This is a genomic window from Rhodopseudomonas palustris BisB18 (assembly GCF_000013745.1).
Taxonomy (GTDB): domain Bacteria; phylum Pseudomonadota; class Alphaproteobacteria; order Rhizobiales; family Xanthobacteraceae; genus Rhodopseudomonas_A; species Rhodopseudomonas_A palustris_F.
The window spans coordinates 2,388,487-2,413,110 of the sequence record NC_007925.1; the positions used below are offsets into that span (position 1 = coordinate 2,388,487).

Sequence of the window (24,624 nt, forward strand, 5' to 3'; positions counted from 1 at the left end):
CATGCTTTATTGGCTGATCGATTTCGCCAGCACGATTCCGGCGTTCAACGTATTTCGCTACATCACCTTCCGCACCGGCGGCGCGATGGTGACCGGGGCGCTGTTCGTGTTCCTGTGCGGCCCCTGGATCATCGACAATCTGCGGCTGCGCCAGGGCAAGGGCCAGCCGATCCGTAGCGACGGTCCGCAATCCCATCTCAGCAAGAAGGGCACGCCCACCATGGGCGGGCTGATGGTGCTGTCCGGCCTGGTGGTCGGCACCGTGCTGTGGGCCAATCCGCTCAACCCCTATGTCTGGATCGTGCTGGCGGTGACGCTCGGCTTCGGCTTCGTCGGCTTCTATGACGATTACCTCAAGGTGACCAAGCAGAGCAGCCAGAACGGCTTCGCCGGCCGCTGGCGGCTGTTGATCGAGGCGGTGATCGCCGCGGCGGCCTGCTACGCACTGGTGCGGCTCGGCCGCGACCCGTTGTCGAGTTCGCTGGTGATCCCGTTCTTCAAGGACGTGGCGATCAATCTCGGCTGGTTCTTCGTGGGGTTCGGCGCCTTCATCGTGGTCGGCGCCGGCAACGCGGTCAACCTCACCGACGGCCTCGACGGGCTCGCCATCGTGCCGGTGATGATCGCCGCGGCGAGCTTCGGGCTGATCTCCTATCTCGCCGGCAATGCGGTATTCGCCGATTATCTGCAGATCAATTACGTCGCCGGCACCGGCGAGTTGTCGGTGCTGTGCGGCGCGCTGCTCGGCGCAGGGCTCGGCTTTCTGTGGTTCAACGCGCCGCCGGCCTCGATCTTCATGGGCGATACCGGATCGCTCGCGCTCGGCGGCATGTTGGGTTCGATCGCGGTGGCGGTGAAGCACGAGATCGTGCTGGCGGTGATCGGCGGGCTGTTCGTGCTGGAAGCGGTGTCGGTGATCGTGCAGGTGGCGTCGTTCAAGCTGACCGGCAAGCGGGTGTTCAAGATGGCGCCGATCCACCACCATTTCGAACAGAAAGGCTGGACCGAGCCGCAGATCGTGATCCGGTTCTGGATCATCGCGGTGATGCTGGCGCTCGCCGGCCTCTCGACGCTGAAGCTGCGGTGATGGCGCCGCGTGATTTTGCCGTCATCCTGAGGTGCGAGCTCTTGCGCGCCTCGAAGCACGACGGCAATCCAATGGCGCGCCTCCTTCGCGGCGCGCCGCAGTTGCGGCGCGCACCTCAGGATGACGCGCTCCCTGTTGCGGGAAAGGTTCTTTCGTGATCCCCATTACATCCTTCGCCGGCAAGACGGTTGCCGTATTCGGTCTCGGCGGCTCCGGCTTGGCGAGCTGTCAGGCCCTGAAAGCCGGCGGCGCCGACGTCGTCGCCAGTGACGACAACATCGACCGGCTGGTCGAGGCGGCGCAGGCCGGCTTCATCACCGCCGATCTGCACAGCGTCGCCTGGAGCAATATCGCAGCCCTGGTGCTCACCCCCGGCGTGCCGCTGACCCATCCGGCGCCGCATTGGGCCGTGCTGGCGGCGCAGGCCGCGGGCGTCGAAGTGATCGGCGATATCGAACTGTTCTGCCGCGAGCGGAGATTGCTGGCGCCCGATGCGCCGTTCGTCGCCATCACCGGCACCAACGGCAAATCCACCACCACGGCGCTGATCGCGCATCTGTTGCGGCAGGCCGGTTTCGACACCCAGATGGGCGGCAATATCGGCACCGCGATCCTGTCGCTCGAGCCGCCCGCGGCGGGCCGGGTCCACGTCGTCGAGATGTCATCCTACCAGATCGATCTGACGCCGTCGCTCGATCCCAGCGTCGGCATTCTGCTCAACGTCACCGAGGATCATCTCGACCGCCACGGTTCGATCGAGCACTACGCCGCGGTCAAGCAGCGGCTGGTCGCCGGCGTGCCGGACGGCGGCACCGCGATCGTCGGCGTCGACGACGATTTCAGCGCCACCGCCGCCGAGCGCGTCGCCTTGGACGGCAAGACCGTGCTGCGGCTGTCGGTGAAGCGGCCGCTGGCCAATGGCATCGTCGTCGAAAACAACGCGATCTATCGCGTCACCGACGGCGAGCGCGAGGCGATCGCGCGGATCGATGGCATCGGCTCGCTGCGCGGCCTGCACAACGCCCAGAACGCCGCCGCGGCCGCCGCGGCGGTGCTGGCGCTCGGCGTCGATCGCGAGGCGCTGCAGCGCGGGCTGCGCAGCTTCCCCGGCCTGGCGCATCGCATGGAGCAGGTCGGCCGCCAGGGCGAAACCCTGTTCGTCAACGACTCCAAGGCCACCAATGCCGACGCCGCCGCCAAGGCGCTGTCGTCGTTCGAGGAGATCTTCTGGATCGCCGGCGGCAAGCCGAAGACCGGCGGCATCGACAGCCTCGCTGGATTCTTTCCGAAGATCCGCAAGGCCTATCTGATCGGCGAAGCCGCGCAGGAATTTGCCGCCACGCTGGACGGCAAGGTCGACTACGAGATCTGCGAGACGCTGGAAGTCGCGGTACCGCACGCCGCGCGCGACGCCGCAGCCTCCGAGCTGGTCGACCCGGTGGTGCTGTTGTCGCCGGCCTGCGCCTCGTTCGACCAGTTCCGCAATTTCGAAATCCGCGGCAACCGGTTCCGCGAACTGGTCACCGCGCTGCCGCACGTCGAGCCGGTGGTGTGAGCGGCGCTTGATCTTCAGCGTCGTCATCCTGAGGTGCCCGAGCGCAGCGAGGGCCTCGAAGGATGCGGCCGCGAGCGATGCGGCCAGCTCCGAGCCTGCAGCCCATCCTTCGAGACACCCGGCTTCGCGCTGCGGGCTCCGCCGGGCTCCTCAGGATGACGCTGATTGTGTGGCTAATTCTGCGCGTATTGCCGACCACGGCGTCGTCATCCTGAGGTCCCGAGCGCAGCGAGGGCCTCGAAGGATGCGGCCGCGAGCGACGCGGCCAGCTCCGAGCCCGCGGCCCATCCTTCGAGACACCCGGCTTCGCGCTGCGCGCTGCGCCGGGCTCCTCAGGATGACGCTTCGTAGAGTAGCGAAACCGCCGCGCAAGTCTCATGCCGCCGCGCTCTGCTTCGGCCAGTAGCGGTCTTTGAGGTGCCGCTTCACCAGCTTGCCGGTCGGGGTGCGCGGCAGTTCGGCTTCGAAGTCGATGCTCTTCGGGCATTTGATCGGCGACAGTTTCTGCCGGCAGAACGCGATCAGCTCGGCCGCGAAGGCCGGCCCCGCCAGCGCCATGTCGCGCGGCTGCACCACCGCCTTGACCTCTTCGCCCATCTCCTCGTTGGGCACGCCGAACACCGCGACGTCGGCGATCTCGGGATGGGTCAGCAGCACGTCTTCGGTCTCCTGCGGATAGACGTTCACGCCGCCGGAGATGATCATGTAGCTCTTGCGGTCGGTGAGATAGAGAAAGCCCTCGGCGTCGAGATAGCCGACGTCGCCGAGCGTCGACCAGCCGCGGGCGTTGAAGGCGCGGCTCGTCTTCTCCGGATCGTTGTGATAGCTGAACGAAGGTCCGCCGGCGAAATATACCGTGCCGATCTCGCCCGCCGGCAATTCCTCGTCGTTGTCGTCCAAAATCTTGATTTGGCCGACCACCGGACGGCCGACGGTGCCGCGATGGCCGAGCCATTGCTGCGAGTTCGACACCGTGACGCCGTTGCCCTCGGAGCCCGCGTAATACTCGATCAGGATCGGCCCCCACCAGTCGATCATCTTCGCCTTGACGTCGATCGGGCAGGGCGCCGCGGCGTGGATCGCGCCTTTCAGCGAGGCGACGTCGTAGCGCGTACGGACCTCGTCGGGCAGCTTCAGCATCCGCACGAACATCGTCGGCACCAGCTGCGACTGGGTGATCTTGTGCGTCTCCACCAGCGCCAAGAACTCCTCGGGGTCGAAATTCTCCATGATGATCGAAGTGCCGCCGAGCGTGATCGCCATCATGTTGAAGCGCAACGGAGCGGCGTGATACAAGGGCGCCGGCGACAGATAGATGCTGTCGGCGCCCATGCCGCACATCCCGGCGCAGAGAATTCTCAGGAACGGGTTGGGTAGCTCGATCGGATTGTTGTCGAAGGCGCGCTTGATGCCCTTCGGCCGCCCGGTGGTGCCCGACGAATACAGCATGTCGCTGCCTGCCACCTCGTCGGCGATCGGCGTGGTGGGCTGCGCGGCCCGCGCCTCGTGCCAGGAGCGGAACCCCGGCGGCGCGGCATCGACGCTGAAGAAGGCGACCTCCGGCATCTCGGCGATCAAGGGCGCGAGCGTGTCGGCGCCCTTCGCCGAGGCGATCACGACGCGGGCGCCGCAGTCTTTGACGATGTAGCGGATTTCGTCCTCGGTGAGGTAGCGGCTGATCGCGGTGTAGTACAGCCCGCAGCGCTGCGCCGCCCAGCAGATTTCCATGAATTCGAGCCTGTTCTCCAACAGCAGCGCGATATGACCGCCGGCTGGCAAGCCGAGCGCGCGAAACAGCTGCGCGCCCTGGTTGGAGCGTTCGTCCAGCTGGCGATAAGTGATCGATTGGCCCGAGCCGGCCATCTGGTAGGCGATCTTGTCGGGCTGGGTCTTGGCGTGGATCGACGGATGGCTCATCGGCGTGTTCTCCTTGGAGACGGCGAGGGGCGAGTAGCGAATAGCGAATAGCGAATAGCGAATAGCGAATAGGGAGTAGGGAGTAGGGAGTAGGGATTCACGCGCTGCGGCAATCTGCATCCGCTGCGATGCTGCGTAGCCTCGCCAAACCCAGGCCCCGCACCCCGGTTCAACGTTCGCCGCGCTTCGCGCCGCCGCGTGTCCGGACCACGCATCGGCTCGCATTGCCTCGTCCCTACTCCCTATTCCCTACTCGCCATTCGCCACTCGCCATTCGCCACTCGCCATTCGCCACTCGCTATTCGCCACTCGCTATTCGCCCGCTCTATTCGCTCCTCGTCCCTACAACCTCTCCACGATCGTCACATTGGCCATGCCGCCGCCCTCGCACATGGTCTGCAATCCGTAGCGTTTGTTGTGCTGTTGCAGCGCGTGGATCAGCGTGGTCATCAGCTTGGTGCCGCTGGCGCCGAGCGGATGGCCGAGCGCGATCGCGCCGCCGTTGACGTTGAGCTTTTGCGGATCGGCGTGCAGCGTCTTCAGCCAGGCGGTCGGCACCGAGGCGAACGCTTCGTTGACTTCGTAGAGGTCGATGTCGTCGATCGCCATGCCGGCCTTCCGCAGCGCGCGTTCGGTGGCGGGCAACGGCGCCTCCAGCATGATCACCGGATCGCCGCCCATCATGGTCATGTGATGGATCCGCGCCAACGGCTGAACGCCGAGCGATTTCAACCCGGCCTCGCTGACCACCATCACGCCGGAGGCGCCGTCGCAGATCTGGCTGGCCGAAGCCGCGGTGAGCTTGCCGCCGTCTTGAATGAGCTTGACGCCGCGGATGCCGTCGAGCGTGGCGTCGAAGCGGATGCCTTCGTCGATCGTGTGGCTGTCGGTCGAGCCGTCGGCGCGGGTGATGGTGAGCGGGATGATCTCGTCCTTGAAGCGGCCGCCTTGCGTCGCGGCGATCGCGCGCTGATGGCTCTGGTAGGCGAATTCGTCGAGCTCGTCTTTCGACAGGCCGTATTTCTCCGCCATCATCTCGGCGCCGGTGAACTGGCTGAACTGGATGTCGGGATAGCGCGCCTCGATCGCCGGGCTCTTGTAGTGGCCGAAGCCGTCTTTCGCCGGCAGCGCGGAGGGCAGCCCCATCGGCACCCGTGTCATCGACTCCACCCCGGCGGCGATCACCATGTCCATGGCGCCGGACATCACCGCTTGGGCGGCGAAATGCAGCGCCTGCTGCGACGAGCCGCACTGCCGGTCGATCGAGGTGCCGGGCACGCTCTCCGGCAGCTTCGACGCCATGATCGCGATGCGTGCGATGTTGTTGGATTGCTCGCCGGCCTGCATCACGCAGCCCATGATGACGTCGTCGATCTGCTCCGGCGAAGCGCCGCAGCGCTCCACCAGCGCATCGAGCACCGCGGCCGCGAGATCGGCCGGATGAATGCCCGCGAGCCGGCCGCCTTTGCGGCCGCCGGCGGTGCGCGCCGCGGCGACGATATAGGCCTCGGCCATGGCGTCTCTCCCTGCTTTTTATTGTGCTGCCTGGATGCGAGGCAAATTTAATGGGCCAATTAGCTTTTAGTCAATCAGTCAATTAAATGCTTGAGCTTCGCTGCGGCATCGGGTTATGTGCGCATCACGTTGTTGATTTGGAATTGGAATGCCGCACCTCAGTACCAACGTTTCGCATCGGTTGCCCGCGAGCAAGAACACCACCGCCGATCGGCTGTTGGTGGCGGCGGGCGAGTTGATGACCGAGCGCAATTCCATCGACGTGTCGCTGCACGACATCGCGGTGAAGGCCGGCGTCAACGCCGCGCTGGTAAAATATCACTTCGGCAACAAGGACGGCTTGATGCTGGCGCTGCTCGAGCGCGACGCCGTCACCGAGATGGCCAATCTGGAATATCTGCTGGCGCAGCCGATCTCGCCCGCCGCCAAGATGCGGCTGCACATCGCCGGCATCATCAAGACCTATCACCAGTTTCCCTACATGAACCGGCTGATCCATTACATGCTGCACGAGAGCAGCGCCGAAGCCGCCGACGAAGTGTCGAAGTTCTTCGTCGGCCCGCTGCTCGACTTTCAGCGCCGGCTGTTGGCGCAAGGCGTCGCCGCCGGACAATTCCGCAACGTCGATCCGGTGCTGTTCTACACCAGCCTGGTCGGCGCCTGCGATCACCTGTTCTTCAGCCGGCATTCGATCACCCGCGCGACCGGCGTCGGCCCGATCACCGATCAGGTGTGCCGCGACTACATCGTGCATATGGAGACGCTGATTCTCGACGGCCTGCTGGGGTCGCCTCGGGGCGCCGTCAGCTAGCCGCGCCGACTCCTCAACGACAATAAGAAACGCCCAAGGACAGACTTCAAACGACAAGCTTCAAGACAATAAGAAACGTCCAAGGACAACGCTGATAAGAAACCACGGAAACGCCCAAGGATAGAAATTCGAGCAGCAAGACTCAAACCAGAACAAAAACAAGACTGATACCAATCAACAAGAACACCATTCGGAAACGCCCAAGGACTTTTGTTTCGCGACGCGCTGACCCCGACGCCAGATTGGGGGAGCGCCCAAGGAGCTCGCAACACCACGGCCAACAAGAAAACACGGAAACGCCCAAGGACCCAGGGAGACTTCGAAGCAGACGTTGAAACGGTCGTTTCAGCAGACGCCAAACAGACTGCGGCAAGCAGCGATACGCGTGATCCCGGCTATCAGATCAGGACGCGCCCAAGGACGGAGCAGACGACACACCAACAAAGATACGGAAACGCCCAAGGACTTGTCTTTCTGACAACCTGACTCACACTGCGATCAACGAAGTCGGGGCATTCAACGTCATCAGGGGGCAATCTTGATGACGCGGCTTGTTGCGACGCGGCAATCCAGGGCATCGCGCGATGCCTCTGGATTGCTACGCGTGTCGGGCGCCGCCTTGCAGCCGGTCTCGATGGACAAGTCGGAAACGCCCAAGAATAGCTAAGAATAGCTAAGGGTAGCCAAGGCTAGCCAAGGGTAGCCAAGGGTAGGTAGGGACAGATCGAGGAAAGGTTCGTTACGATGCAGTTGAAAGACGTCTCCGTCCTGATCACCGGCGGCGGCTCTGGACTGGGGGCCGCGACCGCGCGGGCGATGGCCGCCAAGGGCGCCAAGGTCGCGGTGCTCGACATGAACAAGGACAATGCCGAGAAGGTCGCCGCCGAGATCGGCGGCACGGCTTGCGTCGGCGACGTCTCCGAAGAAGCCCAGGTGCAGGAAGCGATCGCCAAGGCCGAAGCCGCCCATGGCGTGATCCGGGTGCTGGTGAATTGCGCCGGCATCGGCAACGCGGCAAAGACCGTCGGCAAGAACGGCGCGCTGCCGCTCGATCAGTTCTCCCGCGTCATCAAGGTCAATCTGATCGGCTCGTTCAATTGCATTCGCCTGGTCGCCGAGCGGATGCAGAGCGCGCCGCCGATCGGCGAGGAGCGCGGCGTCGTCATCAGCACCGCGAGCGTGGCGGCGTTCGACGGCCAGATCGGGCAGGCGGCGTATTCCGCCTCCAAGGGCGGCATCGTCGGCATGACGCTGCCGGTGGCGCGCGATCTTGCCTCCTTGAACATCCGCGTCATGACGATCGCGCCCGGCCTGTTCCTGACGCCGCTGCTGCAGGGATTGCCGGAGGAGGCGCAGAAGAGCCTCGGCGCCCAGGTGCCGCATCCGGCGCGGCTCGGCGATCCTAGCGAATATGCCATGCTGGCCGTCCACATCGTCGAGAACCCGATGCTGAACGGCGAGACCATCCGGCTCGACGGCGCGATCCGCATGGCGCCGCGCTAGCAGCGGCGATCCGGAGACGATGCGCCGCGCGGTGCGTGCGGCAAAAAAACATGGGACCAACGCCATGAATTTCGATTTCTCCGACGAACAGAAGCAGTTGCGCGAGCAGGCGAGGCGCTTTCTCGCCGAGAAGTGCCCGCCGAAAGCGGTGCGCGAGGTGCTCGACGGCAAGGCGCCCTACGATCGCGCGCTGTGGCAGGGTTTTGCCGAGATGGGATTCCTCGGCGTGGCGATCCCCGAACAATATGGCGGCGCCGGCGCCGGCCAGCTCGAACTCTGCGTGCTCGCCGAAGAGGTCGGCCGCGCGCTGGCCCCGGTGCCGTTCTCCTCCACGGTGTACCTCGCCGCCGAAGCGCTGCTGATGGCGGGCTCCGAAGCGCAGAAAAAGAAATGGCTGCCGTTGATCGCCGCGGGCGACGCGATCGGTACGCTGGCGCTGTTCGAGGGCCGCGGCCAGCCGTCGCCGCGGGCGATCCAGCTCAGCGCGACCGACGGCATGCTCAGCGGTACAAAGTCGCCGGTCCCGGACGGCGCGATCGCCAATTTCGCCGTCGTCGCCGCGCGCACTGCAGCGAGCGGCCGCGACAGCGACATCGCGCTGTTTCTGGTGGATCTGTCCGCCGATGGCGTCGAGACGAAGGCGCTCGCCAATCTCGATCCGTCGCGCGGTCAGGCCGAGATTCGTTTCGCCAACGTCAAGGCCGAACCGCTCGGCGAAGCCTCTGAGGGCTGGAGCCTGGTCACCCGGCTGCTCGACCGCGCCGCGGTGCTGATCGGCTTCGAGCAGGTCGGCGGCGCCGACCGCGCGCTGGAGATGGGCCGCGACTACGCGCTCGACCGCATCGCCTTCGGCCGCCCGATCGGCTCGTTCCAGGCGATCAAGCACATGCTCGCCGACATGTATGTCGCCGCGACTTTGGCGCGCTCGAATTGCTACTACGGCGCCTGGGCGCTGTCGACCAACGCCGCCGAATTGCCGGAGGCCGCGGCCGCGGCGCGGATCAGCGCCACGCAGGCCTATCAGCATTGCGCCAAGAACAACATCCAGGTGCATGGCGGCATGGGCTTCACCTGGGAGTTCGACTGCCATCTGTACTATCGCCGCGCCAACGCGCTGGCGCTGGCGCTCGGCAGCCAATCCTATTGGGAAGACCAGCTGATCGAGCGGATGCGGCAGAAGAATGCGGCGTAACGCGCGTGTCCCGGACGCGGCGCAGCGCGAAGCGCTGCTCCGCAGAGCCGGGACCGTAACGAGGGCAGCATCTGGTACGGTCCCGGGTCAGCGGCGCGGCGTGAAGATCGCCGCACCGCGGCCGGGACACGCGGAGCGAGAGTGAGGGCCATGAACTTCGACGACACCCCGCAAGAAGCCGCGTTTCGCGCCGAGGCGAAGGCCTGGATCGCCGCCAACGCGCCGACGCAATACGAAGCGCAATTGCGCAAAGCCTCGCTCGGCCGGCTGGTGCTCGACGGCACCACCGCGCTGGAGGTCGCCAAGGCCTGGCAGAAGAAAAAAGCCGAGGCCGGCTGGGCCTGCCTGCATTGGCCGAAGGAGTGCGGCGGTCGCGGCGCCACGCCGATCGAGCGGGTGATCTGGCAGCAGGAGGAGGGCGCCTTCGGCAAGCTCAGCTTCCTGTTCATCATCGGCCATGGCATGTGCGGCCCGACCATGATGGCCTACGCCTCGGAGGAGCAGAAGCGGCACTATCTGCCGGCCTTGGCCTCCGGCGAACAGATCTGGTGCCAGCTGTTTTCCGAGCCGGCCGGCGGCTCCGACGTCGCCGGTCTGCGCACCCGCGCCGAGCGCGACGGCTCCGACTGGATCATCAACGGCCAGAAGATCTGGACCTCGGGCGCGCATTACTCGGATTACGGCATCCTGATCACCCGCACCGATCCCAGCGTGCCCAAGCACAAGGGGCTCACCATGTTCTTCCTCGACATGAAAAGCCAAGGCGTCGAGGTGCGGCCGATCAAGCAGGCCAACGGCCAGTCGGAGTTCAACGAGGTGTATTTCACCGACGTGCGGATTCCCGACGCGCAGCGGCTGGGCGCGGTCAACGACGGCTGGACCGTGTCGCTGACCACGCTGATGAACGAGCGGCTGTCGATCGGCGCGCAGATCACCACCGGCGTTCCTGAATTGTTCGACTACTGCAACGGCCTGATGCTGGACGATGGCCCGGCGATCGACGACCGTGCGGTGCGCGCCAAACTGGCGAACTGGGCGGTGAAGGCGTCGGGGCTGAAATACACCAGCCTGCGGGCGATCTCGGCGCTGTCCAAGGGCGAGCGGCCGGGGCCGGAGAATTCGATCGGCAAATTGGTCGCCGCCTCGATGATCCAGGAAGTCGCGATGTATGCGCTGGACCTGCAGGGCGCCGCCGGCGTGCTCTCCGGGCCGGAAGCCGACGCCGCGGGAAAATTCCAGGCGATGCTGCTGCGCGCGCCGGGCACCCGCGTCGAAGGCGGCACCGACGAGATCATGCGCAACATCATCGCCGAGCGGGTGCTCGGGCTGCCCGGCGACATCCGCGTCGACAAAGACGTGCCGTTCAACCAAATTCCCACGCGAGGGCGCTAGAGTTCAGGTATGCCTCTCGAGCCGTCACCCTGAGGTGCTCGCCGTCTTCGGCGAGCCTCGAAGGGCGACGGCGTCGCGGCGCGGGCTTCGCAGAACAGCATCCTTCGAGGCTCGCCCCGTCAGCGCTTAGCGCTGCCGGGCCGAGCACCTCAGGATGACGCCGAGAATTGGAGAGATTGCGCATGACGTCCACTATCGCCGACACCGCCCCGATCGACGTGCTGGAATCCTTGCTGGCGCAGCGCTATTCGTGCCGCGCCTACAAGACGGACCAAGTGCCGCGCGAGATCATCGAGCGGATTCTCGGCGCCGCGCAGCGCACCGCGTCGTGGTGCAACAGCCAGCCCTGGCAGGTGGTGATCACCTGCGGCGAGGAAACCGAGAAATTCCGCGACGCGCTGTATCCGGTGGCGGCGTCCGGGGCGGCGTCGAGCAGCGACTTTGAATTTCCGCGGGAATATCGCGGGGTCTATCGGCAGCGCCGCCGCGAGAGCGGCTTCCAGCTCTACAACACGATCGGCATTCCGAGGGGCGACAGGCTGGCCTACGCCCAACAGGCGCTGGAGAATTTCCGGTTGTTCGGCGCGCCGCACGTCGCCATCGTCACCACCGACGAGGCGCTGGGCGTCTATGGCGCGGTGGATTGCGGCGGCTATGTCGGCAATTTCATGCTGGCGGCGCAGGCGCTCGGCATCGCCACCGTGCCGCAGGCCGCATTGGCGTTTCACTCGGCGGTGGTGCGCCAGCATTTCGGGCTCGGCGAGGATCGCCGCGTGGTGTGCGGCATCTCGTTTGGATTTGCCGACACCGCGCACAAGATCAACTCCTACCGCACCAGCCGGGCGCCGATCAGCGAGGTGGCGACCTTCGTGGGGTGATCGCGACGTCAGCGGGCGGGTTGCTTGGGATCTTGATCCGCTGCGGCCGGGCTGCCGCGCAGCCGCGCCATGTAGCGGCCGGGCGAACTGCCGAGCGTCTTGCGAAACATCGTGACGAAGCTCGCCGCACTCTCATAGCCGAGCTCGACCGCAAGGCGTTGGATCGGCGCGCCCTCGGCCATCCGCTGCAGCGCCAGCATGATCGTCAGTTGCTGGCGCCAGCGGCCGAAGCTCATGCCGGTCTCGCGCGCCAAGAGCCGGGCGAGCGTGCGTTCGCTCAGTCCGGCGCGTTTCGCCCAGCTCGCCATGGTGCCGCGATCGGTGGGGTCGGCCATCATCAGCTCGACGATCCGCCGCAGCCGAACGTCGGCCGGCATCGGCAGGTACAGACGCTGCACCGAGGCCGTCGCGACCTCGTCGAGCAGCAGCGTGAACAGGTGGGATTCCGCGCCGCCTTCGGGATACAGCAGCGGAAATCCGGCGGCGCGGACCAGAAGTTCGCGCAGCAACGGCGTCACCGACATCGTGCAGCAGCTTGCGGGCATGCCGAGCGTCAAGGCCGGCTCGACGAAAATGTCGTAACCCTCGATCGTCCCCGTGGCCCTGATGGCGTGCAGCGCCCCGCCGGGAATCCAGATCGCGTGCTGCGGCGGCACCAGCCACAGCCCGCTCTGCGCTTCGCAGGTGAGCACGCCGCGCAAGCTCAGCAGCAATTGCGCCTTGCGATGCCGATGCGGAGCAAGCTCCAGGCCGGGACCCGCCAAGGTCACGCCGAACGCCACCACCGGCCGGGGGATGTCGTCGGGGTCGGACCATTCGGCCGGATCAGGCGGCTCCTTCAGAATCGGCACGCTGGTTCTCGTCCAAGGCTCATTGGCAGGATTTCGAAATAATATGGCATATTTGCCAGATGTAGCCAATCCCACGGGCGCATAGGTATGTCGCTGCCCCGGGCCGCGGTTCGTGAGGCCCTCTCGCAAGCGGAGACTGCAATGAATGACACCATCGGTTCGGTCGCCGAACTGGAAGCCATCGTCGGCAAGACGCCGCAGATGATGAACCTCAAGGTGATCGATCACCTCGATGCCGGTGCGTTGCGCTGGATCGCGGCCTCGCCGCTGATGTTCGCCGGATTCGCGCAAGGCGGCGCGATGGCGCTGACGCTCGGCGGCGGCGAGCCGGGTTTTGCCGGCGGCGACGCGCATCGGCTGCGGTTGCCGCTCGATCGGCTCGACGATCCGGCGCTGGCGCGGCCGGGGCTGGGCTTCGGCTCGCTGTTCCTGCTGCCCGGGACCGTCGAGATGTTGCGCATCAACGGCACCGTCGCGGCAGTGGATGAGCATGAGGTCAGCATTGCGGTGGAGCAATGCTACGGCCATTGCGGCAAGGCGCTGCTGCGTTCGGAGTTCTGGGCGGCGATGCCGCAGGTCGCAGCGCCGCAGGATGTCGCCAGCTTCGTTGCCGATAGCCGGCTGATGGCGCTGGCGAGCAGCGACGCGCAGGGCCACGCCGATCTCAGCCCGAAGGGCGATCCCGCCGGCGGCCTGCTGCGGCTTGAGGACGACACCGCCTGGTTCGCGGATCGACCGGGCAACCGCCGTACCGACAGCTTCCGCAACATTCTCGTCCAGCCGCGCGTCGCCGCGGCGCTGCTGATCCCCGGCTCGAGCTACGTCGTCCACTTGTCAGGCCGCGCCCGGATCAGCTCTGACGCGGCAAGGCGCGCCGCGTTCGCCGTGCAGGACAAGACGCCGGCGCTGGTCGCTGCGATCGACGATTTGACGATTGAGCTCCGCGACAGTGCTGCGCTGCGGCGCGCCAGGCTGTGGCCGCTGCAGCCGCCGACCCACGGCATCGAAGCGGCGAAGCTGTTCGTCGAACATATCAAGCTGAACCGCGACAGCGGCTTCGCCGCTCGGCTGACCGGCGCCGCGCTGTCGGTGCCCGGGGTGTCCGGGTTGCTGAAGACGGCGTTGGACAAGGAATACAAGAACAACCTGTACTAACGCGCCGCGGAGAAACGGCGCCGCGGCCCGGCAGCCGCGCTCAAAACCGCGGCGCGCGCTTCTCCTTGAAGGCGGCGATGCCTTCGTTGATTTCGGCGCTCTGCATGCTGTCCTGGGCGCGTTGATCGGCGGCCGCCTCGTCGAGCTGATCGCGGGCGAATTCGTTGATCGCCCGCTTCATGCCGGCCATCGCCAGCGGTGCGTTGCCGGCCAGGATGGTCGCCAGCGCGTCGACCTCGGCGTCGAGCCGCTTCATCGGCACCAAGGCGGTGAGATAGCCGATCCGCAGCATCTCGCGGGCGTCGATCTTCTGTGCGGTGAGGAACAGCTTCTTGGCGTTGTCGACGCCGAGCCGCGACACGTAGCGGCGAATCCCGCTCTTGTAGTAGTGCAGCCCGAGCCGTGCCGCCGGCATGAACATTTCGCAGCCCTCGGCGCCGATGCGGAAATCGCAGGCCAGCGCCAGATCGGTGGAGCCGCCATAGACCCCGCCATTGAGCCGGCAGATGGTCGGCAGCGCAAGATCCTCGAGCCGGTTGGCGACCACCTCGAACGCCGCCCCGGCGCTGGGCTGCGCGGCCTCCGCGGCGGCGCGCTCCGCAACCTTGCCGAGATCGAAGCCGGCGGAAAACGCCCGCCCGGTGCCGGTCAAGACCAGCACCCGCAGCGCCGGATCGCCTTCGATTTGCTCGAACTGCCGCATCAGCGCGTCGAGGTCGTCCGGCAATAGCCGGTTGAGATGCCGCGGCCGGTTCAGCCGGATCTCGGCGCGCGCGCCGGCGATGGTCAGGATCGGCGTGCTGTCGGTGGGTTCGTCGCTCGCGGTGGTGGCGGTTATCGTCGTCGTCTCCGACATCTCGGTCTCCTAGCTGTCGGCCGAGCCTGCCCTGCGCCGATGGGGGCCGTCAACGCCGCCGGCACAAACCGTGATCCAAGGCATGGTTTTGCGGGGCGGCAATTGCGGACGGATCGGCTATATTCGCAGCCCAAGGATCGATGCCCCGGGGAGCAACGTTTCCGGGGCCACGTGATTCCGTTTCAGGGAATGGTTCGCCCATGGATTCGCCCCATATCGCCGTTCAGGCGGGTACGTTTTTCGCCTCGATCTTCGTCGTCGCCACCACCACGATGCGCACGATGATCCCGCTGCGGGTGTTCGGCATCATCACCAACGTGATCCTGATCACCACCTCGATCTTCAGCCACGCCTATCCGACGCTGCTGCTGCACGCCGTGCTGCTGCCGCTGAACGGCTACCGGCTGCACCAGATGCTGCAGCTGGTGCGCGACGTGAAAAAATCGGTCAACAGCGACCTGTCGATGGAATGGCTGAAGCCGTTCATGACCGAGCGTTGCTGCGAGGCCGGGGAGGTGCTGTTCTACAAAGACGAGAAGGCCGAGGACATGTTCTACATCGTCAGCGGCCGTTACCGGCTGGTGGAATCCGGCATCGAATTGCCGGTCGGCGCCATCGTCGGCGAGCTCGGCATGCTGTCGCCGCTGAACGAGCGGACCCAGACGCTGGAGTGCATCGAACGCGGCACCGTGCTCGGCGTCAGCTATCGGCAGGTCGAGGAATTGTACGTGCAGAACCCGGAATTCGGCTTCTACTTCTTGCGGCTGGCCAGCGCCCGGCTGTTCCAGAACATCGGCCGGCTGGAGCAGCGGTTGGCCGAGTATACGGTGCAAACGCCGGCGCCCGCTGCAGCGCCAGCGCCAGCCGCACAGGGTTCGGCCTAGCGAAGGCCGCCGCGGTGGCCGGCTTCATCGAGGCGATCCGCGCCACGCTCGCCGAATGGATGGGCGAGGACGGCCGCGCCGCGCCGTTTCTGCCCGAGGGGCTGCCGGAGGCGGTGCGGGCGACCGCCAGCGACGCCGTGTTCATGCTGATCGACTATCAGGGACCGAGCTACGCGCAGCTCTATCTCGACCGGCTGCGCCGCTTCATCGGCCGCCGCGGCGTTGGCGATGAGCTGTTCATCGACATCGCGCGGCTGTTGGCGCAGCGAATGTGCTACGAGGACGTGATCCGGCTGGCGCAGCTCGCCTTGCAACAGCCGCCGGGGCCCGGCGAGGTGAAGACGTTTCGGCTCGACGAATTGGTGTCGACGCTGCCGGAGGTGATCTCCGGACAGGCGCTGGAATTGGTCGGCTGGGCCGGGCTGTCACGCCGCAAGGTGCGACTGCGCTTCAGCACCACGAGCTGGTTCGCGGTGCGCCGGCTCAAGCTCGAGGCGTCGTTGCGGCGCTGGCGGCTGTTGTCGCCGCGCTATGCCAAGGAGCGCGCGCTGGTCGAGCGCTGGCTGCACATGATCGATCGCGCGCTGACCAAGCAGCCGGCGGCCGCGGCCGCCATCGTGCAAACCGCGACGATGATTCACGGCTGCGGCGAGCCGTTGCGGCAGCGGCAGGCCGACTGGTGCCTGATCATCGATAGCCTCGCCAAGCCCTGCTTCGACGGCGTGCTCGAATTGCCCGACCTTGCCGCCGCGATCGCGCAAGCGCGCGCCGCGGTGACGCCGGATCCGCAGCGGCGCGCGCTGCAGCGCTGCGTCGCGGAGATTCTAGCAACGGCCGCCGCCGCGCGGTGACTGCAGCCAGACGGGCTGATCGCGCCGGGTGCGGCTACCTTGTTACCGTTCGTCGGCAAATTCCGTCGCGCCAAGCGCCGCGGCCGGCCGGCGGCCCGGTATCCTTGGGGGGGCAAAAACGCCGCTCCGGGCGTGCATTTGCGGCGACGAAGTGTCATAAATCGGCGGTCCGCGCGCATGATCCGGGGAGCGTTTGGCTCCGCGCGAGTTGCGGGCCATGAACGACCGGCATTCTGCATTTCGCTGCCGGTCGTGCCGCCGTTCAGGGCCCGCCATCCAGCAAAGGGCGCTCGCTTGGTGTTTCCATCATTGTCGTCGTCGGTCGCCGTAGGCGCGCTGATCGGATGGATGCTGGTGCTCACCGCCAAGCATGTGGTGGCGGATTTCTTTCTGCAGACCCATTGGATGGCTATCGGCAAGGACCAGAAGATCGGTTGGGCCTGGCCGCTCTTGCTGCATTGTTCGATTCATCTCGGGCTGACCACCGCCTTGATGCTGATCATCGCGCCGCGGTTCTGGTTCATCGGGCTGATCGATTTTGCGATTCACATCCTGATCGACCGCGCCAAGGGATTCTGCGTCGCCACCTTCGACGTCACCCGCGACCATCAATGGTTCTGGTGGCTGATCGGCACCGATCAGGCGCTGCATCATCTCACCGGCTTTGCGCTGTCGATCTGGCTCGCCGCGCAGGGCTGAGCCGGACGGCGCCAAAACCAGGCGACCGCCCGAAAACCAAGTTCGTCATTCCGCGGCGGGCGCAGCGCAGCTGCGCGCCAACCCGGAATCTGCCGCTCGTGCAACAGTCCGTCCATGTTGCGAGATTCCGGGTTCGCTCGAGCTGTCGCTCGCGCGCCCCGGAATGACGGCGCGGATTTGCGAAGCGCATCAGCGCTCCGCGCCGCTTGACCTGGATCCTTGGGTTTGTCGGCCGCGATAGTTCTGCTATTCAGGGCCCAGGACAGGGGGGACGGGTTGGAATGCAGGCCGCGATCATCGCCGTTTTCGTCGTCGCTTACGCGGCGATCGCGCTGGAACATCCGCTCGGCATCAACAAATCCGCCACCGCGCTGCTCGGCGCCGGGGTGCTCTGGATCTTGTATTCGATGTCGAGCCCCGATCATGCCGGGGTGATGCATCAGCTCGACGAATCGGTGGCGTCGTCCGCGGAGATCATCTTTTTCCTGATGGGCGCCATGACCATCGTCGAGGTGATCGACGCGCACAACGGCTTCGAGATCATCACCTCGCAGATCCGCACCAACCGGCTCGCCACGCTGATGTGGCTGGTCGGGCTGGTGACGTTCTTCCTCAGCGCGGTGCTGGACAATTTGACCACCACCATCGTGATGACATCGTTGACCAAGAAGCTGCTCGACGACCGCGACGACCGGCTGTTCTTCGCCGCGATGGTGGTGATCGCCGCCAACGCCGGCGGCGCCTGGTCGCCGATGGGCGACGTCACCACGACGATGCTGTGGATCGGCGGACAGCTCTCGGCCGTCGCGATCGTCAGGGACGTGGTGCTGGCGTCGATGGTCAGCCTGCTGGTGCCGCTGGTGATGGTGACCTGGCGGCTGCGCGGGCGGGCCTTCGTCCCGAAGCCGATCGATGCCGACCCCGCGGCCGCTACCAACAACGTGTTCGAGCGCAATCTGATCTTCTTCCTGGGGCTCGGCATTCTGGTGCTGGTGCCGGCCTTCAAGGCCGTCACCGGGTTGCCGCCGTTCATGGGCATGCTGTTTGGGCTGGGAATTCTCTGGTTGGGTGCTGAGATCATCCACCGCCACAAGCCGCCCGAGCAGTTCGAACACCTGACCTTGGCTCACGCGCTGACCCGGATCGATCTCAGTTCGGTGGTGTTCTTCCTCGGCATCCTGCTGGCGGTTGCCACGCTCGAGCATTCCCACATCCTGACCGCGCTGGCGGCATGGCTGGATCAGACCGTGGGACGCCAGGATCTGATCGTCCTGATTCTCGGATTGGTCAGCGCCATCGTCGACAACGTGCCGCTGGTTGCCGCGTCGATCGGCATGTACAGCCTGGCGCAATATCCGCCCGACAGTTTTCTGTGGCAGTTCATCGCCTATTGCGCCGGCACCGGCGGATCGATCCTGATCATCGGCTCGGCCGCCGGCGTCGCCGCGATGGGGATCGAAAAGATCGAATTCTTCTGGTACCTGCGCCGCGTCAGCGTGCTGGCGCTGCTGGGCTATTTTGCCGGCGCGGCGGTTTATGTGATGCAGTACAACCTGATGCACTGAGACGCTCGCTGCGGACCTCGTAAATCTACCTGGTGCGAAATTAACGGGATGGCGTGAGCTGGATTGTACCCTGTCGACGCGGCAGCAACCGTCGACGAAGCGGTGTTCGCGACAGGCGGCCGGATCGTAACGCGCGTGAACCATGGCCTCTTTCCTGCAGTCCCAGCTGGATTTCATCTACTTCTTCTACGGCATGGTCTTCATCCTGCTCGGCGCCGCCTTTCTGGCGATTGCGCGCGCCGGGCTCGGGGGCACGGTCGGGCTTTGGCCGTTCGGATTTTTTGCGCTGGTTCACGGTTTCGCCGAATGGTTCGACCTTGCTGCCCTGATCCTCGGCGACAATGCGCCGTTCCAGGCGGTGCGCCTGGCGCTGTTGACGACGTCGTATCTGTTCTTGATCGAATACGCCCGCAGGGGAGCCATCGGTCTGGGCTTCAAACAGCCGGACAGCTGGGTGTATTTTTCACTGGTTGGGCTGATTATCGCGGCCGGGGTGCTCGGCGGATTGCCCACGGCGAATGTCGCGGCGCGCTACGGCCTGGGACTATGTGGCACCCTCGGCGCAAGCCTGGTGGTGGCGTTACGCGCCAGGCAGCATCCGCCGTTCAGTCGACGTCTGCTCACGGCGTTTGCGGTGGTGCTGGCAATCTATGGGGTGACGAGCGTTCTGATGGTGGCGCCGGCGCCGTTCTGGCCGGCCAGCGTCTACAATTGGGAATGGTTCGTCGAGCTGACGGGAACGCCCATTCAACTGGTGCGCGGCGTGCTCGGCGGCGCACTGACCGTGCTGTGTTGGGCGTTCTGGGGACAAATCCTGGTCGAGACGGTGGCGTCGGCGCGCTACACGGCGTATCTGCGCCGGCAATTCGTCTGGACCATGATCGTGCTGGTCTTGATCTTTGCCGGCGGGTGGGGGCTGACCAGTTATCTTGGCGGCATCTACCAACGGAACGTCGAGTCGGAAGCACGGGGCGACAGCGAATTGCTGGTCAGCCGTCTGACCGGGGAAGCCGCGGTGCTCGACGCCATGGTGAAAGCGCTGGCGAGGTCGCCGGTGCTGCTGCCGATGCTGAATGGTGGTGGCGGCGCGCAGGATCAACACATCGACGAGGTGCTGCAGCGCGATGTCGAAGCCGCCGGAGCCCTGGTCGGCATGGTGCTCAACCGATCCGGCACGGTGATCGCTTCGTCCGATCGGCGCCAAGCGGCGACGCTCGCTCTGCCGAACGAAAGTGCGGCGCCGTATTTTCAGAGCGCGATCGCCGGGCTGGCCAGCAGTCATGTCGAGTTCGATCCGGTTAGCGGGATGCGAAGCTACACCTCCAGTACGCCGATTCGCGATCGCGACGGCAGCGTCGTCGGTGTTGCGATGCTGAAGAAATCGCTCGACCGGCTCGAAGCCAGCCTGCTGTCGTTCGATGGGGAGTTCTACTTCGTCAACGACGACGGCGTGGTGATGCTGTCCAATCGCGCCGAGATGTTGGGGCGCGCGCTGTGGCCGCGCGCGGTGGACGAACTGCGGCTGGCGAAGCCGAGTCCGGCGGCCAAGACCATGATGTCGCGCGCGATCGTCGACTCGGTCTGGACCACGGCCGACGGGGTCCCGGCCTATGTGCTGCGACACACCGCCGACGAAGGCGGCTGGTCGTTGCTGATGGTGTTTCCAGTCACCGGAATCTTTCCGACCCGGTTTCTCGGCATCGTCATCACGCTGCAATTCTCGATCATGGCGTTGTTCTACTTCTACGGCCGCGAGCACGGCATCCGCGACAGCATCCACACCGAAAAACGCATCGAGCTGCAGGAGCTGGCGCGCGGGCTGCAAGTTCAAGCCACCACCGATCCATTGACCGGGATGTTCAACCGGCGGGTGTTCAACGAGGGACTGGCCGCCGAACTCGTCCGCTTCAATCGGCAGCAGACGCCGTTCTCATCGTTGTTGTGCGACATCGATCATTTCAAGGAGATCAACGACGTGCATGGTCACCTGATGGGCGATCAGGTGCTGGTACATCTGTCGCGGATTTTGTCGCGCAGCGTCCGCCAGACCGATTTCCTGGCGCGCTGGGGCGGCGAAGAATTCGGCATCCTGCTGGTCGGGGCCGACCAGACCGCGGCGGTCGAGTTCGCCGAAAAGCTGCGAACCACCATCGCCTACACCGTGTTCGACGATGTCGGCAATCTGACCTGCAGCTTCGGCGTCGCCGAATGCGTATTGGGCGACACCCCGGAGAGCCTGCTCGCCCGGGTCGACAATGCGCTTTATCGGGCCAAGATGAACGGCCGCAACCGGGTCGAACTGGCGCCGCCGCCGCTGACCGAGGCGCCGGCCTTGGCGCCCACCGGCTGACCCGGCGGAGTCAGGTTCCCGCGGCTGTCTGATTCGCCCGAAAATTTCAATATCCTAGTAACGGTAACAGGGGGTTCGGTTAACCTCTCGTTAACGATTTCCACTGCATTCTATGGTTGTGGAGAAAGCTCATGTGGTCCAGCCGAGAAGCGTTTGAGAACGATTTCTGCCCGGTCCGCGAGGATCTGCTGGGCGAGATGTATCGCGCCAGCGAAAGCGGGCTTCCGCAACTCGTAGAAAGCGTCTCGTCCGAGGTTCGGGCGATGCTGGCGCTGTTCTGCTACCGAAGAAGCCATCTGCATTCGCTGGCACTGTCGATCGCCTCGAGTTGCGAGGAGCGCGATCTGATCCAGCTCGGCGGCCGCGTCGGCTCGACGCTGTACGCGCTGTCGCGCGACGCCAAGGCGTTTCGTCCGACGCCTGCGGCCTATTCCGCGCACCGCAAGCCGATCACCCTGTCGACCAAGCCGTTGTCGAGCGTCCCGCGCATCGTGCACGATCTCGACGACGATCTCGGCCACGCCGCCACCGCCTGATCGGCTGCAAGATTAGAGCATTTTCGGTTAGGATTGATGCGGTTCAAGAGTCCTGGCCGTCATTCCGGGGCGCGAGCAGCGTTAGCTGCGAGCGAGCCCGGAATCCATAACCACCGCCGTAAGTATGGATTGCGGACTTGCTCGTTCTTCGAACTCGCAATCCGGCATGACGACATCTTGGTTGGATGATTCAATCCTAACCGAAAATGCTCTAGCTCGCGCTGAGCGGCGCCAGGCCGTGGCGCCGTCGCGCCATGGCGCATTCCGGATCGCCAGGCTGGCAGGTCCGGCACACCTCCGGCCGCAGCTGATAGATCCCGCACGCCGTCGAAACCCCGATCTGCCCGATGAGCGCGCTGCAGCGGTCGCCGTCGCAGCGCATTCCCGACAGTTTGGCGTTGACGAATTGCTCCGGAATGAGATCCAGCGCGGCGTCGTCCTCGGTGGTGAAGCGCGGCCAGTTTTCCGAATAGCCGCAGCAGGCCCCGCAGGGCTGGCACGGGCTTTCGGCGGCGGCGGGCAGGGTGTCGCTGGTCATGCCAGCGCTTTAGCGCGAAGCGGCGGCGGGCGATAGCCGTGCGCCCACGCGCAAGTCGGATTGCGTTCCGCACCTCTGGCGATAGATTTGCGCGGGGGAACACCGCATGGACATCGAGCAGGCGCTGAGCACCATCGACCGCGCCAACAGCGTGGATGACTTGGCCCGGACGCTTGTCGATTGGCGCAACGAAAGCGGCGTCGCGCATCTCGTCTACCACGCCACCCATGTTCCCGGCTGCGAACAGCCCAATCCGGTGCTGCTGCTGACCTATGATGACGCCTGGGTGAAGCGCTACGTCGAGCAGGACTATTTCGGCATCGATCCGGTCGTCGTCGCCGGCCGCGACGCCGTGCTGCCGATCGATTGGATGTCGGTCGAACATGCTACCCCGCAGGCGCGACAGTTCTTCGCCGAGGCGGAGAGTTATGGCGTCGGCCGCCATGGCTTTACCTTGCCGATCCGCGGTCCGGCTGCCGAGCGCGCCTTGTTCACCATCACCACCAACGCGACGGACGACCACTGGCACCGCTGGCGGTTCAGCTATCTGAAGGATTTTCACCTGCTGGCGCACTACCTGCATGATCGGGCGATGCGGCTCGCCGGCCTGCGGCTCGACCATGCGATGCGGCCATTGTCGCGCCGCGAGCAACAATGTTTGCAAGGCCTGGTCCACGGTCGGACGCCGGGCCAGATCGCCGGCGACCTGGAGTTGTCGGCCAGCGCCGTCCACGGCTATCTGCGCACGGCGCGCCGCAAGCTTAACTGCGCGACGCACGAGCAGGCCATCGCCAAGGCAGTTCGGCTGGAGCTGCTGCAAAATTCGTAGCCCGGATGAGCGAAGCGACATCCGGGACTGACGCAAGCCCCGCATGTCGCCTCGCTCATGCGGGCTACTGCTATCTGCAACTCAGTCACCGAATTTAACCAATCCTTCACACAATCGGCCAAGATCGTTGTGTTTCAACAGATTGCTGAACCTCGGCGATTTGTTACTTTGACGCGAGATGCCGTCGCCGGCATTCGACCGAGAAGGAAGCGGACCATGAGCGCGATTGCCGCCGTCAATTCCTCCGCCAGCAGTGCCGTGGCGTCGCTGCTGAGCGATGCGGCGTCGGCGGGGACCGCCGGCGGCACGTCCGCCTCAGCGACCACGAAGTCAGACCAGGCCTCGGCCAGCCGCAACCCAGTCGATATCGTCGATCTCTCCGACCACGCGAAGCAGACGTTCGCGCGTGCCAAGACAGAGCAGGTCGCTGCAGAAAAGCTTATTCAATTGGTGCGAGAGCTAAAGTCGCAGGGGTCAAAGGGCAAAGCCGCCACCTATACAGATCTGGCGAAGATCTCCGCACAAAGTGACGCGGCGGCGACCGGGGACGAGACGGTCGATGCGATCAAGGCGATGGCCAAGATGCCAGAATTTGGTTCAGCGGCGAACGGTCGGGCTGACGATGCCGTTCGATCGCTGGTACGTGACGGCAAGGTCCCGCAATTGCCCCTTCATCTGACTGATGGACAGGTAGCCCAACTCAGCGATAAGGAAAAAACGCTCTTTGCGATCGTTCAGGGCGTACAGGGTCTTTACGACGCGATGCCAAAAACTCTTGATGAAGCGCTTTCGCAGCACGTGAATCAGGTGATCGATGGGTATCCGAACATGATCAACCAGATGAAATCTGACATCGTCGATGGAAAGCTCCCGGGCGAGTACTGGGAGAAGCAAGTAACCCGTTATGAATCTGAGCTCACCGCCGCGCGGGAAGGCACAATGAAGATTACTTCCGAGACTGATACAAGGCTGGTCGGGGCGAAATCCGAGTTCACGATGCAGCGCGACGCTATCGGGTATAGCGGTCGTGGGCAGACGACGACAACTTCAGACTGGAACTCGATCATCAACAAGTATGGGACGGAAAATATTCAGATAGGTTCGAGTCCTTACACGACCGGATGGGTGATTACCTGGTGACGCGCGTAGCCGTCATGTGGTCCCACCCTATTTTGGGCCTGCCACGGTAGGGCTTAACTCATTCCTAACACAAATGACGCGGCCTCCATTTCAACTTATTGCTGAATATTGCTGATTTGCAGCCTTCGGCGGGGGCCGTGAAGGAATCGGACCATGAGCGCAATTGCTTCCGTCAACTCATCCGCTACGAGTGCCGTTGCCTCGCTCTTGAGCAATTCGGTGTCGGCCGCGACCGTTGACGGCACGTCCGCCTCAGCGACCACGAAGTCAGACCAGGCCTCGGCCAGCCGCAACCCGGTCGATATCGTCGATCTTTCCGACCACGCCAAGGTAACGCTGGCACGCGCCAAGACAGAACAGCAAGCGTAGCCCGGATGAGCGAAGCGACATCCGGGACTGACGCAAGCCCCGCATGTCGCCGCGCTCATGCGGGCTACTGCTATCTGCAACGAAGTCACCGATCTTAACCAATCCTTCACACAATCGGCCAAGATCGTTGTGTTTCAACAGATTGCTGAAC

General features: G+C 64.9%; 22 protein-coding genes. 17 read left to right on the forward strand and 5 right to left on the reverse strand.

Annotated features, from left to right (window positions below; genetic code table 11):
* Position 1 precedes the first annotated feature (1 nt).
* On the forward strand, positions 2 to 1,087 hold the full coding sequence (gene mraY / locus RPC_RS10945) for a phospho-N-acetylmuramoyl-pentapeptide-transferase (RefSeq protein WP_011472644.1): 1,086 nt from the start codon (positions 2 to 4) through the stop codon (positions 1,085 to 1,087).
* Between the two features lie 154 nt (positions 1,088 to 1,241).
* Positions 1,242 to 2,642, forward strand: coding sequence for a UDP-N-acetylmuramoyl-L-alanine--D-glutamate ligase (gene murD / locus RPC_RS10950; protein ID WP_011472645.1), 1,401 nt, complete (start codon positions 1,242 to 1,244; stop codon positions 2,640 to 2,642).
* Positions 2,643 to 3,017: 375 nt separating this feature from the next.
* Here murD and RPC_RS10955 read toward each other — a convergent pair whose 3' ends face one another.
* Both RPC_RS10955 and RPC_RS10960 read right to left on the reverse strand, forming a co-directional pair.
* Entirely contained in the window at positions 3,018 to 4,559 is a 1,542-nt protein-coding gene (locus RPC_RS10955) for an acyl-CoA synthetase (RefSeq protein WP_011472646.1), read from the reverse strand.
* Between the two features lie 342 nt (positions 4,560 to 4,901).
* Positions 4,902 to 6,074, reverse strand: a complete 1,173-nt coding sequence (locus tag RPC_RS10960; RefSeq protein ID WP_011472647.1) for an acetyl-CoA C-acetyltransferase — start codon at positions 6,072 to 6,074, stop codon at positions 4,902 to 4,904.
* Between the two features lie 148 nt (positions 6,075 to 6,222).
* Here RPC_RS10960 and RPC_RS10965 point away from each other — a divergent pair, with 148 nt between their 5' ends.
* From RPC_RS10965 to RPC_RS10985, 5 genes are all read left to right on the forward strand, one after another.
* Positions 6,223 to 6,885: a TetR family transcriptional regulator gene (locus RPC_RS10965; RefSeq protein ID WP_011472648.1), complete on the forward strand. Its 663-nt coding sequence runs from the start codon at positions 6,223 to 6,225 to the stop codon at positions 6,883 to 6,885.
* A gap of 744 nt (positions 6,886 to 7,629) precedes the next feature.
* Positions 7,630 to 8,388, forward strand: a complete 759-nt coding sequence (locus RPC_RS10970; protein WP_011472649.1) for an SDR family NAD(P)-dependent oxidoreductase — start codon at positions 7,630 to 7,632, stop codon at positions 8,386 to 8,388.
* Positions 8,389 to 8,452: 64 nt separating this feature from the next.
* Positions 8,453 to 9,580 (forward strand): acyl-CoA dehydrogenase family protein, encoded by a 1,128-nt coding sequence (locus tag RPC_RS10975; protein ID WP_011472650.1) that lies wholly within the window; start codon positions 8,453 to 8,455, stop codon positions 9,578 to 9,580.
* 150 nt (positions 9,581 to 9,730) lie between these two features.
* Positions 9,731 to 10,972 carry an acyl-CoA dehydrogenase gene (locus RPC_RS10980; RefSeq protein ID WP_011472651.1) on the forward strand — a complete coding sequence of 414 codons (1,242 nt, stop codon included), beginning with the start codon at positions 9,731 to 9,733 and terminating at the stop codon, positions 10,970 to 10,972.
* A gap of 182 nt (positions 10,973 to 11,154) precedes the next feature.
* Entirely contained in the window at positions 11,155 to 11,850 is a 696-nt protein-coding gene (locus RPC_RS10985; RefSeq protein ID WP_011472652.1) for a nitroreductase, read from the forward strand.
* Between the two features lie 8 nt (positions 11,851 to 11,858).
* Here RPC_RS10985 and RPC_RS10990 read toward each other — a convergent pair whose 3' ends face one another.
* Positions 11,859 to 12,701, reverse strand: a complete 843-nt coding sequence (locus tag RPC_RS10990; protein ID WP_011472653.1) for an AraC family transcriptional regulator — start codon at positions 12,699 to 12,701, stop codon at positions 11,859 to 11,861.
* A 141-nt stretch (positions 12,702 to 12,842) separates the two neighbouring features.
* Here RPC_RS10990 and RPC_RS10995 point away from each other — a divergent pair, with 141 nt between their 5' ends.
* Positions 12,843 to 13,856 (forward strand): pyridoxamine 5'-phosphate oxidase family protein, encoded by a 1,014-nt coding sequence (locus tag RPC_RS10995; protein ID WP_041801664.1) that lies wholly within the window; start codon positions 12,843 to 12,845, stop codon positions 13,854 to 13,856.
* A gap of 40 nt (positions 13,857 to 13,896) precedes the next feature.
* Here RPC_RS10995 and RPC_RS11000 read toward each other — a convergent pair whose 3' ends face one another.
* Complete coding sequence (locus tag RPC_RS11000; protein WP_011472655.1) at positions 13,897 to 14,712, reverse strand: enoyl-CoA hydratase/isomerase family protein; 816 nt, start codon at positions 14,710 to 14,712, stop codon at positions 13,897 to 13,899.
* Between the two features lie 200 nt (positions 14,713 to 14,912).
* On the opposite strand from RPC_RS11000, the gene RPC_RS11005 reads away from it, so the two are divergent.
* From RPC_RS11005 to RPC_RS11030, 6 genes are all read left to right on the forward strand, one after another.
* Positions 14,913 to 15,596: a Crp/Fnr family transcriptional regulator gene (locus tag RPC_RS11005; protein ID WP_041801666.1), complete on the forward strand. Its 684-nt coding sequence runs from the start codon at positions 14,913 to 14,915 to the stop codon at positions 15,594 to 15,596.
* A gap of 14 nt (positions 15,597 to 15,610) precedes the next feature.
* Entirely contained in the window at positions 15,611 to 16,447 is an 837-nt protein-coding gene (locus tag RPC_RS11010; RefSeq protein WP_011472657.1) for a DUF6537 domain-containing protein, read from the forward strand.
* 294 nt (positions 16,448 to 16,741) lie between these two features.
* Entirely contained in the window at positions 16,742 to 17,146 is a 405-nt protein-coding gene (locus tag RPC_RS11015) for a DUF3307 domain-containing protein (protein WP_041801667.1), read from the forward strand.
* A 281-nt stretch (positions 17,147 to 17,427) separates the two neighbouring features.
* Positions 17,428 to 18,711, forward strand: coding sequence for a sodium:proton antiporter NhaD (gene nhaD, locus RPC_RS11020; protein WP_011472659.1), 1,284 nt, complete (start codon positions 17,428 to 17,430; stop codon positions 18,709 to 18,711).
* A 142-nt stretch (positions 18,712 to 18,853) separates the two neighbouring features.
* Positions 18,854 to 21,061, forward strand: a complete 2,208-nt coding sequence (locus tag RPC_RS26155; RefSeq protein WP_011472660.1) for a GGDEF domain-containing protein — start codon at positions 18,854 to 18,856, stop codon at positions 21,059 to 21,061.
* A 131-nt stretch (positions 21,062 to 21,192) separates the two neighbouring features.
* Entirely contained in the window at positions 21,193 to 21,597 is a 405-nt protein-coding gene (locus tag RPC_RS11030; protein ID WP_011472661.1) for a hypothetical protein, read from the forward strand.
* Between the two features lie 211 nt (positions 21,598 to 21,808).
* On the opposite strand, the gene RPC_RS11035 is transcribed toward RPC_RS11030, so the two are convergent.
* A complete protein-coding gene (locus tag RPC_RS11035) occupies positions 21,809 to 22,135 on the reverse strand; it encodes a YkgJ family cysteine cluster protein (RefSeq protein ID WP_011472662.1) in 327 nt (108 codons plus the stop codon).
* 106 nt (positions 22,136 to 22,241) lie between these two features.
* On the opposite strand from RPC_RS11035, the gene RPC_RS11040 reads away from it, so the two are divergent.
* The 3 genes from RPC_RS11040 to RPC_RS26160 all read left to right on the forward strand — a co-directional run bounded on the left by RPC_RS11040 (position 22,242) and on the right by RPC_RS26160 (position 24,473).
* A complete protein-coding gene (locus RPC_RS11040) occupies positions 22,242 to 22,964 on the forward strand; it encodes an autoinducer binding domain-containing protein (protein WP_011472663.1) in 723 nt (240 codons plus the stop codon).
* A gap of 216 nt (positions 22,965 to 23,180) precedes the next feature.
* Positions 23,181 to 24,104, forward strand: a complete 924-nt coding sequence (locus RPC_RS11045; RefSeq protein ID WP_011472664.1) for a hypothetical protein — start codon at positions 23,181 to 23,183, stop codon at positions 24,102 to 24,104.
* 153 nt (positions 24,105 to 24,257) lie between these two features.
* A complete protein-coding gene (locus tag RPC_RS26160; RefSeq protein ID WP_415914822.1) occupies positions 24,258 to 24,473 on the forward strand; it encodes a hypothetical protein in 216 nt (71 codons plus the stop codon).
* Positions 24,474 to 24,624: the final 151 nt, after the last annotated feature.

What these genes read in the sequence shown, in the direction of transcription:
- RPC_RS10985 (WP_011472652.1), top strand. Translation starts at nt 11,155, where the DNA reads ATGACGTCCACTATCGCCGACACCGCCCCGATCGACGTGCTGGAATCC.
- RPC_RS10970 (WP_011472649.1), top strand. Translation starts at nt 7,630, where the DNA reads ATGCAGTTGAAAGACGTCTCCGTCCTGATCACCGGCGGCGGCTCTGGA.
- RPC_RS10955 (WP_011472646.1), bottom strand. Translation starts at nt 4,559, where the DNA reads ATGAGCCATCCGTCGATCCACGCCAAGACCCAGCCCGACAAGATCGCC.
- RPC_RS10960 (WP_011472647.1), bottom strand. Translation starts at nt 6,074, where the DNA reads ATGGCCGAGGCCTATATCGTCGCCGCGGCGCGCACCGCCGGCGGCCGC.
- nhaD (WP_011472659.1), top strand. Translation starts at nt 17,428, where the DNA reads ATGCAGGCCGCGATCATCGCCGTTTTCGTCGTCGCTTACGCGGCGATC.
- RPC_RS11045 (WP_011472664.1), top strand. Translation starts at nt 23,181, where the DNA reads ATGAGCGCGATTGCCGCCGTCAATTCCTCCGCCAGCAGTGCCGTGGCG.
- RPC_RS11030 (WP_011472661.1), top strand. Translation starts at nt 21,193, where the DNA reads ATGTGGTCCAGCCGAGAAGCGTTTGAGAACGATTTCTGCCCGGTCCGC.
- RPC_RS10995 (WP_041801664.1), top strand. Translation starts at nt 12,843, where the DNA reads ATGAATGACACCATCGGTTCGGTCGCCGAACTGGAAGCCATCGTCGGC.
- RPC_RS26160 (WP_415914822.1), top strand. Translation starts at nt 24,258, where the DNA reads ATGAGCGCAATTGCTTCCGTCAACTCATCCGCTACGAGTGCCGTTGCC.
- RPC_RS11005 (WP_041801666.1), top strand. Translation starts at nt 14,913, where the DNA reads ATGGATTCGCCCCATATCGCCGTTCAGGCGGGTACGTTTTTCGCCTCG.
- mraY (WP_011472644.1), top strand. Translation starts at nt 2, where the DNA reads ATGCTTTATTGGCTGATCGATTTCGCCAGCACGATTCCGGCGTTCAAC.
- RPC_RS11040 (WP_011472663.1), top strand. Translation starts at nt 22,242, where the DNA reads ATGGACATCGAGCAGGCGCTGAGCACCATCGACCGCGCCAACAGCGTG.
- RPC_RS10980 (WP_011472651.1), top strand. Translation starts at nt 9,731, where the DNA reads ATGAACTTCGACGACACCCCGCAAGAAGCCGCGTTTCGCGCCGAGGCG.
- RPC_RS11000 (WP_011472655.1), bottom strand. Translation starts at nt 14,712, where the DNA reads ATGTCGGAGACGACGACGATAACCGCCACCACCGCGAGCGACGAACCC.
- RPC_RS26155 (WP_011472660.1), top strand. Translation starts at nt 18,854, where the DNA reads ATGGCCTCTTTCCTGCAGTCCCAGCTGGATTTCATCTACTTCTTCTAC.
- RPC_RS11035 (WP_011472662.1), bottom strand. Translation starts at nt 22,135, where the DNA reads ATGACCAGCGACACCCTGCCCGCCGCCGCCGAAAGCCCGTGCCAGCCC.
- RPC_RS10975 (WP_011472650.1), top strand. Translation starts at nt 8,453, where the DNA reads ATGAATTTCGATTTCTCCGACGAACAGAAGCAGTTGCGCGAGCAGGCG.
- RPC_RS10965 (WP_011472648.1), top strand. Translation starts at nt 6,223, where the DNA reads ATGCCGCACCTCAGTACCAACGTTTCGCATCGGTTGCCCGCGAGCAAG.